Here is a 9,496-nt window from a genome sequence, read left to right as displayed (position 1 = left end):
GTGTCGTGATCAGCCACCGTGCGGCCGCCAACACCATCGAGGACATCAACGCGCGCTTCAGTGTCGGCCCGGACGACCGGGTGCTCAGCGTGGTCAACCTCGGGTTCGACCTGTCTGTCTACGACATCTTCGGGGTGCTCGCCGCTGGTGGCACCGTCGTCCTTGCGGACCCGGAGCGGCGCGGCGACCCGTCGCATTGGGCCGACCTGATCGCCCGGCACGGCATCACGGTCTGGAACACCGTGCCGTCCCAGCTGCAGATGCTTCAGGACTACGCGGACGGCGCGCCGGCCGGAGACAACCAGCTCGGCACGCTGCGGCTGGCGTTGCTATCCGGCGACTGGATCCCCGTCGCGCTCCCGGACCGGGTTCGCGCCACCGTGCCGGACCTGAGGGTGGTGAGCCTGGGCGGCGCCACCGAGGCGGCGATCTGGTCGATCTGGTATCCCATCGGGGACGTCCAGCCGCAGTGGCGCAGCATCCCGTACGGCACACCGCTGACCAATCAGACCTTCCACGTCCTCGACGACGCCCTGCAGGACCGCCCCGACTGGGTGCCGGGCGAACTGTACATCGGCGGCGCCGGACTGGCCCAGGGCTACCTCGGCGATCCGGAGCGGACCGGACAGCGGTTCATCACCTGTCCGCGCACGGGCGAGCGGCTGTACCGCACCGGCGACCTGGGCCGCTACCTTCCCGACGGCACCATCGAGTTCCTCGGCCGCGAGGACACCCAGGTCAAGATCCGCGGGCACCGGGTAGAGCTCGGCGAGATCGAGTCCGCGCTGCGCGCGCATCCGGCGGTGGCCGACGCCGCGGTGGTCGCCGACGGCGAGCGCGACGCTCGGCGGTTGACCGGTTTCGCGGAGCTGGCCCAGAGCAAGCCCGTCACCGATGGCACCACCAGTATCGACAGCGGCACCGGCGGCACCGGCACCCGCACCGACAGCGGTATCGCCACCGCCGATCCGGCTGCGGCACAGGTCATCGACGCGGCGACGGCCGCCTGGACAGCAGCCGAGGACGCCATCGAGGCGGACACGTTCACCGCGCTCATGCGGGGCGTCGACGAAGTAGCCGTGCAGGCCATGGCCGCTCAGCTGCGCGCCGACGGCCTGTTCGCCGACCGGGGAGCGGGCCACACCGCGGCCGAGATCGTGGCGGCCACCGGGGTCGCCGACCGGCACCGGCGGCTGCTGCGACGCTGGCTCGACGCGCTGGTCGACGCGGGTGCGCTGCGCTTCGACGCCGCCGGGACGTACCGTGACCTGGCACCTCCCAGCCCCGCCGGCGAGTCCGACATCTGGGAGCGCATCGACCAGCTCGAACGGCACGCCGGCTACGGCGCGGAGCTGTTGGGGTTCGTGCGGTCGTGCACCACCCGGCTCGGCGACATGCTGCGCGGAGAGTTCGACGTCCGCGACATCCTGTTCCCCGACGGCGAGTTCGGCGCCGCGCACGCGGTATACCGGGAGAACCAGGTGGGCCGCAGCATGAACGGCGTCGTCGCGGAGGCCATCCGCCGGCTGGCCGAGCAGCACGCCGGGCGGGACGGCGCGGGTCCGCTACGGATCCTGGAAGTGGGTGCCGGAATCGCCGGGACCAGCGCCGACGTCGTCGCGGCCGTCGCAGATCTGGAGCCGGACTACCTGTTCACCGACGTCTCGGAGTTCTTCCTCAGCGAGGCCCGCGGCACCTTCGATCAACACCCGTGGATGCGCTACGGCCTGTTCGACATCAACTCCGACATCAGGGAGCAGGGCTACTCGCCCAACTCCACCGACGTGGTGCTGTGTGCCAACGTGCTGCACAACTCGCGAGATGCGGGCGAGGTGCTGAACCGGCTGCGAGAGCTCCTGGCGCCGGGCGGCTGGCTGGTCTTCATCGAACCGACCAGACGACACAACTATCCGCAGCTGGTGTCGATGGAGTTCGAGTTCACCGCCGAAGACTTCCATGACGAGCGGGCCCGCACCGGTCAGGCGTTCTTCACCCGCCGCCAGTGGCTGGAGCTGTTGGCCGGTGCCGGAGCGGCCGACGCGGTATGCGTACCGCCCGAGAACAGCGCGCTGGCCATGGCCGGTCAAGGCGTGTTCCTCGCCCGTTTCGACGACAGCCGGGCCTACACCACGGCCGACGCCGTGCTGGCGTACCTGGCCACGCGTCTGCCGGATTACATGCTGCCCCGATCGGTGCAGCTGGTGGACGCGCTGCCCCGCTCGGCCAACGGCAAGCTCGACCGGGCGGCGCTGACCCAATGGCTGACCGGGTCCGGACTCGGATCCGGGTCTGGACCCGGACAGCCGATCGAGGTGGGGGACCCGGTGGTCGACGACCTGGAGCGGCGGGTGGCCGCGTTGTGGACGGAGCTGCTCGGCGCCGAGGTCGTCGGCCGGGACCAGGACTTCTACTCCCTCGGCGGCGACTCGCTCCTGCTGTCGCGCATGGTGGGACGGCTGCGTGAACAGGTGCCCGAGGCAGGCAGCCTGGACTGGGCGGTGCTGCTGCGCCAGATGCTGCACGATCCCACCGTCCGAGGCCTGGTCGGATACCTGCGTTCGGCTGGGGACGGGAACACGGCCTCCGACGACGAGCGTTCCCCCGTCGTCGTGCTCGGGTCCGCTTCGGACGATGCACCGACGTTTGTGCTGGTGCACGCCGGAACCGGGACGCTAGAGCCGTACCAGGCGCTGCTGGCCCGGCTCCGGGGCGGCGGTGAACGCGGGCTGCTCGGTGTCGAGATGACCGATCTCGACACCTACCTCGCGCTGCCACCGGAGGCGGTGATCGACCGGCTGGCCGCCGGCTACGCACGCGACCTGCTGGAGCACGGCTCCCGGTTCACCGTGGTCGGATACTGCCTGGGCGGCCTGCTCGCCACCGAGGTGGCCCGGGCGCTGACGGAGGCCGGCGCCACTGTCGACGGGCTGACCGTGATCAGCTCCTACCAGCCGCCGGCGGTCGAGGACGAGCTCATGGTGGAGTACCTGTTCGCTCAGTCGATGGGGGCGGACCTGGACGCGCTGGGCCTGCCCGCCGGCTACGACGACATCGGCCGGGCGGTGCGGAGCATCCTCGAGCGTTCACCGGCGCGGCTGCCGGCCGGCTGCCTGACCGAGCTGGACGGCGAGAGCGCAGCTGTCGGCGCCGCCTTCCGTGAGTTCGCCCGCGCCGAGCGTCCCGACCGGCTGGCTGCCATCCACCAGGTGGCCACGGCGGACGGGGCGTACAACTCCGGCAGCTACACCCTCGACGAGTTCACCCGGTTCTTCGACGTGTTCCGCCAGAGCATGCTCGCGGTGGCCAGGCACCGTCCAGACCCGTATACCGGCCCGACCACGTTGCTGCGCAACAGCGGCTCGTCGACCCTGCTCCCGGGCACCCGGACCGACGTGGCGGAGTTCTGGGAGCGGATCTGCGTGGCAGAGCTCAGCGTGCACGACCTTCCCGGCGACCACTTCAGCTGCATGGCGGCAGCGAACGCTCCCCGCATCGCCGCGCTGCTCACAGGGGCCCGGCAGTGAGCGGGGCAAGCACAGGGGACGGGATGGGCGCAGGGGACGGGCGGCGCCTGAGCGTGCTCGTCTGCGGCACCGGGTTCGGCCGCATCCATCTGCGGGCGGTGCGTGCCTCGGCGGACCTCGAGCTGGCCGGTGTCCTGTCTCGCGGCAGCGCCGCGTCCCGGCAGGTCGCGGCGAGCTATGACGTGCCGTGCTACACCGCCACCGAAGAGCTGCCCGATGATATCGACGTCGCCTGCGTCGCGGTCCCGTCGAGCACCGGCGCCGGCGACGGTGCTCAACTGACGCAACGGCTGCTGAAGCGGGGGATACATGTCCTGCACGAGCATCCGCTGCACCCGGACGAGCTGGCCTCCTGCCTGCGTGCCGCCCGTGAACATGGCGTGCGTTACCGGGTGAACACCCTTTATCCGCACGTCGAGCCGGTCCGCCGGTTCCTGTCCGCCGCTGAGACGATGCGCCGCCGGCAGCCGCCGCTGTTCGTGGACGCGGTCTGCGGGGTGCAGGTGCTCTACTCGCTGCTGGATGTCGTCGCCCGCGCCGTTGGCAGGGTCCGGCCGTGGCGGTTCGCCGAACCGGTGGCGCTGCCGCCCGATCTCGTCGCCCTGGCCGAGACCCCCGCGCCGTACACGAGCCTGCACGGGGTGGTCGGCGGGGTGCCGTTGACGCTGCGGGTGCAGAACCAGCTCAACCCGTCCGACCCGGACAACCACGCCTTGCTGCTGCACCGGATCAGCGTCGGCTTCGAGTCAGGTGTGCTGGCGCTGGCCGACACGCACGGTCCGGTGCTGTGGAGCCCGCGCCTGCACAGCGCCCGTGACGACGTCGGCCGGCTCGTCATCGAGGGACCCGGCAGCGAACGGCTGGACGTGGTCGCGACCGAGCGGGTCGACACCCAGCCGCCTCCCACGTTCCGGGAGCTCTTCGACCGTGTCTGGCCCGAGGCTGTGGCGGATGCTCTCACCGAGCTGCGCCGCGAGATCGCCGAGCCGGAGGGTTCCGGGCCGTCGTCGCAGGGGTCGCAATGGGCGTTGAGCATCGCGACGGTGTGGCAGGACCTGTCCACCCGGCTCGGTCCGGTGACGCTGATCGATCCGCCCGAGCCACAACCCGTGCCGCTGCTGGAGCTGTTGCGATGAAGACACCGAACAACCGCTGGCTGCGTTGCCTGCAGCCGCGTCCGGACGCCGCCACGAGGCTGATCTGCCTGCCACACGCAGGCGGGTCGGCCAGCGCGTACCGAGCCTGGCCGGGTCTGGTCGGCGAGCGGATCGAAATCCACACGGTGCAGTACCCGGGGCGCGAAGATCGTTTCGGCGAGCCGTTCGTGGACGACATGGCGACGGCTGCCGAACGGATCGCCTCCGAGATCGCTCCGCTGACCCGGCGCGGATACGCCCTGTTCGGGCACAGCATGGGAGGCGCGATCGCCTACGAGGTCGCCGTGCGGCTGGACCAGGGAGGACTGCCGGCGCCGGTCCACATGTTCGTCTCCGGCCGCCAGCCACCGATCCACCACCGTGGAGGCGAGGTGCACACCTGGGACGACGACAGGCTGGGTTCCGAGCTGCTGCGGCTCAGCCCTGCCAATGCCGACCTGCTGTCCGAACCGGAACTGGCCGCGCTGGTGCTGCCGATCGTGCGTAACGACTACCGGCTGATCGAGCGTTACGTACCCGGCGACCGAGCCGTGCTGCCGGTGCCGATCACGGCGCTGATCGGTTCCGACGACGGCGAGCTGACCGCGGGCGAGGCCGGAGACTGGGCCTCGTACACGGGCCAGGGCTTCCGGCTGCACGAGTTCCCCGGCGATCACTTCTACCTCGTGGAGCATCGTCGCGCCGTGACCGATCTCGTCGCGAAGACGCTCCGGCCGGCATCCGCCCCTCCACTGTCCACACCATGAAAGGCACTGACATGAGCGAGCTGAACCCGTCTCCAGCGGTCGAGTTCTACGATTTGGTCACGCGTTCCCACTCCGAGGGCGGCGACGCGCTGCGTTCCGCGCTCGACGACGTCGATGTGGCGGCCGGGCCGGTGCTCGACGTGGGCGCCGGCACCGGGCGAACGGTACGGATCATCGCCGACGCCCTGCCCGACGCCCGCATCGTCGCCGCCGAACCGGACCTGGCGATGCGTACGGTCCTCACCCATCAGGTGGCCGGCGACGACGACTTGCGCCGGCGGGTCACCATCCTCGCGGAGCCGGCTGAGACGATGCCGCTGCCGGACCGGCTCTCCGCCGTCGTGCTCTTCGGCGTGGTGGGAATGCTCGACCGCGACGAGCGCAGGCAGTTCTGGGACCGGCTACTGCCCCGGCTCGCTCCCGGTGCGCCCATCGCGGTCGAGCTGCTCCCGATCAGCGAGCCCCAGCAGCTGCCGCCGATGCCCTACGCGAAGGAACGCATCGGCGACCACCTCTACGAGGCGACCCTGCAAGGCGAGCCCGGCGAGGACGACCTCATGGTGCTGAACTCGACCTGGCACATCACCGGTGGACCGGGCGAGGACCGCATCGTGCACGGCACCAGCCAATGGCACACCTTCGGCCTGGATGACCTCGCCCGCGAGACCGGCATGGTCGCGGAGCAGCTGACCATGCAGGCCGGAGTGCTGCGGGCGGCCACGTGATCGCCGTCGCCGGTGCGACGGGCAGCGTCGGCCGCTGGGCCGTCACTGAGCTGAACCGCATGGGCCTCGGTCCGCTCCGGCTGGGCGGGAGGCGCGCGGACGAGCTGGAGCAGATCGCCGCCGAGATCCCGGACGCTCAACCGTTCACGTTCGACCTCGAGGACCCGGACAGCGTGGTGCGTTTCTGCGCGGGCTGCGCGGTGGTGCTCAACTGCGCCGGGCCGTCGTACCTGATTCTGGACAAGCTCGCCCGCGCGGCGATCGCGGCTGGCGCCGCCTATGTCGACGTCTCCGGTGACGAGCCGGTCCACCGGCGGCTGACTTCGGCGGACTTCGCCGGAACGGCCGTCCTGTCCGCTGGCATGTTGCCAGGCCTGTCCAGCCTGGTGCCGCGCTGGATGGCCACCGAGATGGACAAGGTCGACTCGTTGTCCACCTACATCGGTGGGCTTGAGCGGTGTAGCCCGTCCAGCGCCACCGACATGATCTTGAGCATGCACACCGACGACGGTGATGGGTACGGGCATGCGTTGGCGGGCTGGCGGCACGGCCGGCTGGAGGAGAAGGTGCTCGGCCCGGCCAAGGACGTCGAGGTGCCGTTCTTCCCGGATCGGGTCAGCGTGCACCCGTTCTTCAGTGGAGAGTCCGCGCGGCTGGCCACCGCGATCGGCGTCGACAGCATGGACTTCTGGAACGTGTTCGTGGGTGATCGGCTGGTCACCAGCTTCACCCGGATGCGCGGCCGGCCCGTCGCGGGGGAGGAGATGGAACGCGCGGTGGCCGAGCTCACCCGCGCTGCCGAGCTGGACCTGTTCGGGCGGGAGCCGTATTACGCGCTGGTGTTCCGGATGACGGGCGTCGTGGATGGACACTCGGTTGTGCGCACCGCGGCGATGCGCACAGCTGACGCCTACCGGCTGATCGCTACCGTCGGTGCTCTGGTCGTGCACGCCGTCGTGGAGGGGAACGTCGGCCGTGGCGTCAGCTATGCCGCCGACGTACTCGATCCCGGATGGGTCGTCGCCGCGGTGCGCCGCTCGCCGGCCGTCACCGCGTTCGAACTGGTCTTGGACGCCGAGCCCGCCATGGAGGAGGGGGCGCTGTGATCGGCGAGATCACCGTACGTTCAAGCTCGTCACCAGGTAGGGCACGCTGATCCGGAACACGCCGTCGTGGTAGCTGCCGCCTTCGGTGACGATGTCGAGCAGGCTCTTCCGTGCTTGGGGCCACCTCTCACCCAGGGTTCTCGTCGCGAGCACGATCGGAGAGCTGTGTTGCTCGAGGAGGTCGATGAACGCCTCCGGTGAGGCAGCGGTGAGGTTGAACGTGCGCTCCTCCACCCGGGCGTCGTCGCCGACCATTGCTGTGATGTCGCCCGGTGTCTCGTGCCAGGGCTCTGGCGCGTCCGGAAAGTAGGGTGCCAGCGTCCGTCGTACCTGGCCGAACAGGCCTGCGGCCGACCAGCTGGTGAAGACGATGTCCCCGTCCGGGCGGGTGAGGCGCCGGGCCTCGTCGAGAGCCTGCTTGGGATCGGCGGCGAAGACGATCCCGAAGGTGGACGTGACGAGGTCCGCGGAGTCGGTGGGCAACGGGATCGACATGACGTCCGCCTCGATCCACTCGACGGTCACCGCGGCCGCCTCGGCACGGCGTGCCGCTTCGCTGAGCAGGACCGGGGTCACGTCGATGCCGATGACGGAGCGGGCACCGGCGTGGGCCAGCGCGATCGCCGTTACGCCGGTCCCAGTGGCCAGGTCGATCACGTCGCGCTCCTGTACGTCGAGCGACTCGGCCAGATCGCGCCCGGGCTGACTCCACAGGTCGCCGACGACACCGTAGTCGCCGACCGACCAGAATTCACTGGGCTCCATTTTCTACTCCTCATCACGATTCGTGCAGACTATGGCGGGCTGTGCCTGCAACGTGCCAGGCGCTTCGTGCGCCTCGTTGAAGCCGCACACGTCGCTGCGGCTCAGCTGAGATCGAACGGCCACACTCGGACAGTTCAAGAATAATAGTTCTCATTATCTAGCCCTCTAGCGGGTCAGGTCGCGAGTGTGCGCTCAGTGCGTAGGTGGCCAGTTCGACCAGTTCCTGACGGTCGGTGACTTAATCGCGAGGAGTGGTCCGGACGAGTTCAGCTCCAAGCCGCCAGGACATCGTGCGCGTTCCACACGACATCGGCTGTAACGTCGGCTTCGACTCCGGAGCGGCTGACTACCACGAACCCTGTCTCGTCGTCGGTGACTCCAGGGACGCGCGAGCTGCCGCGAATCAATTCGCGCCAATCGTGTCTATCGAAGGTCGAGGTGAGCCATTTGATCGAACCTGTGTAGTAGATCTTGCGTGCAAGCGGAGCACGGTCGGCGCCGACAATGTCAATTTCAGGATTGAAATCGCGTGGCCACCATCCACCCACGGCCTCGGCTTCCGGCCACGGTAGCTCGCCAGCGGCTGCGGCACGGGATAAGGCTTCTCGTATGGTTGGTTCGATAGCCCGGCCCCGCCAAGTGTCCCACTGGCGCCTGATTCTAGTCACGGCTAGGTCGGGCCGATCTCGCTTGACGTCTTCCTGGGCTTGACCCAGTACGGCGAGGTGGAGGCGTAGGTATGTGTCGTCGATGCGATAGAGCTTCCCGCCGTTACCGGGTTCGGTCGCCAGCGGTGAGTCCGCGACAACGGCGTGCTTTTCCTGGAGTCGCTGCAGGATGGGGCCGAGAGTCCCCGACTTGACCGCGTCACCCGGGCCGGCACCTGCGGTGTTGGCGATGTTGCTGAAGGTGCGTTCTCCGTGCCCGATGGCGGCGAGTACGCGACGAGTCTGATCCGGAGTCGGGAACTCGGAGTTCAGCATCAACTCACCCATGGTGAACAACGGGCTGGAGGGATCGTTGCACTGTTGGGCAAAGAACTCCAGTGCGGGCGTGCCTGATGGCCAGATGCGGCACAGGCCGGGGAAACCGCCGGTGATCAAGTGTGCATCCAGCGCGTCGGCGCCGTTCAAGCCGGTCATTGCGGCGACCTCGGCCGGATTGAGCGGCCTGATCACCGTTTCGGTGGCGCGGCCGTAGAACGGTCGATCGTAGCCGGTGAACGTCTCCATCATGTGCAAGTCACTGCCAACCAAGATCAACATTACCGGCTTGGTAGACAAGTGCCGATCCCATGCGGTCTGTAGTTGGCCCTCCAGTCGAGAATCCTGTTGGGCCAGCCAGGGCAACTCGTCGATCACCACGACCGAGGGAGCGTCGGTCGGCAGCACCAAGGCGAGAAGCTTCAACGCGGCTAGCCAGTCGGTAGGCACTGTTGTAGGCAGCTCGCCGCGGCCCGGGATCGAAGAATCC

Annotated in this window: 7 protein-coding genes; 5 read left to right on the top strand and 2 right to left on the bottom strand. The window is 69.1% G+C overall.

The window, feature by feature from the left end; all coding sequences use genetic code 11:
* The 5 genes from ELR45_RS36685 to ELR45_RS03575 form a co-directional block, all read left to right on the top strand.
* Positions 1-3,524, top strand: a 3,524-nt coding sequence (locus tag ELR45_RS36685) for an AMP-binding protein (protein ID WP_205855817.1), incomplete at its 5' end; no start/stop codon positions are given.
* Between the two features lie 23 nt (positions 3,525-3,547).
* Positions 3,548-4,660: a Gfo/Idh/MocA family oxidoreductase gene (locus tag ELR45_RS03590; protein ID WP_129663559.1), complete on the top strand. Its 1,113-nt coding sequence runs from the start codon at positions 3,548-3,550 to the stop codon at positions 4,658-4,660.
* Positions 4,657-5,427 (top strand): thioesterase II family protein, encoded by a 771-nt coding sequence (locus ELR45_RS03585; RefSeq protein WP_129663557.1) that lies wholly within the window; start codon positions 4,657-4,659, stop codon positions 5,425-5,427. The genes ELR45_RS03590 and ELR45_RS03585 overlap by 4 nt, the downstream gene beginning before the upstream one ends.
* The gene (locus ELR45_RS03580) at positions 5,424-6,152 is read left to right on the top strand and encodes a class I SAM-dependent methyltransferase (protein ID WP_205855816.1); all 729 of its coding nucleotides are present in this window, start codon (positions 5,424-5,426) and stop codon (positions 6,150-6,152) included. The genes ELR45_RS03585 and ELR45_RS03580 overlap by 4 nt, the downstream gene beginning before the upstream one ends.
* Positions 6,149-7,258 carry a saccharopine dehydrogenase NADP-binding domain-containing protein gene (locus tag ELR45_RS03575; protein ID WP_129663555.1) on the top strand — a complete coding sequence of 370 codons (1,110 nt, stop codon included), beginning with the start codon at positions 6,149-6,151 and terminating at the stop codon, positions 7,256-7,258. The genes ELR45_RS03580 and ELR45_RS03575 overlap by 4 nt, the downstream gene beginning before the upstream one ends.
* Before the next feature lie 9 nt (positions 7,259-7,267).
* Here ELR45_RS03575 and ELR45_RS03570 read toward each other — a convergent pair whose 3' ends face one another.
* On the bottom strand, positions 7,268-8,023 hold the full coding sequence (locus ELR45_RS03570) for a class I SAM-dependent methyltransferase (RefSeq protein WP_129663553.1): 756 nt from the start codon (positions 8,021-8,023) through the stop codon (positions 7,268-7,270).
* 266 nt (positions 8,024-8,289) lie between these two features.
* Positions 8,290-9,496 (bottom strand): DUF234 domain-containing protein (locus tag ELR45_RS03565; RefSeq protein ID WP_205855815.1); only part of this gene is annotated, 1,207 nt, incomplete at its 5' end.

The sequence above is a fragment of the Phytoactinopolyspora endophytica genome (assembly GCF_004138495.1).
Classification (GTDB): Bacteria; Actinomycetota; Actinomycetes; order Jiangellales; family Jiangellaceae; genus Phytoactinopolyspora; species Phytoactinopolyspora endophytica.
The sequence above is the reverse complement of the archived record's forward strand: the minus strand, read 5'-3'. Positions and strand labels throughout refer to the sequence as shown.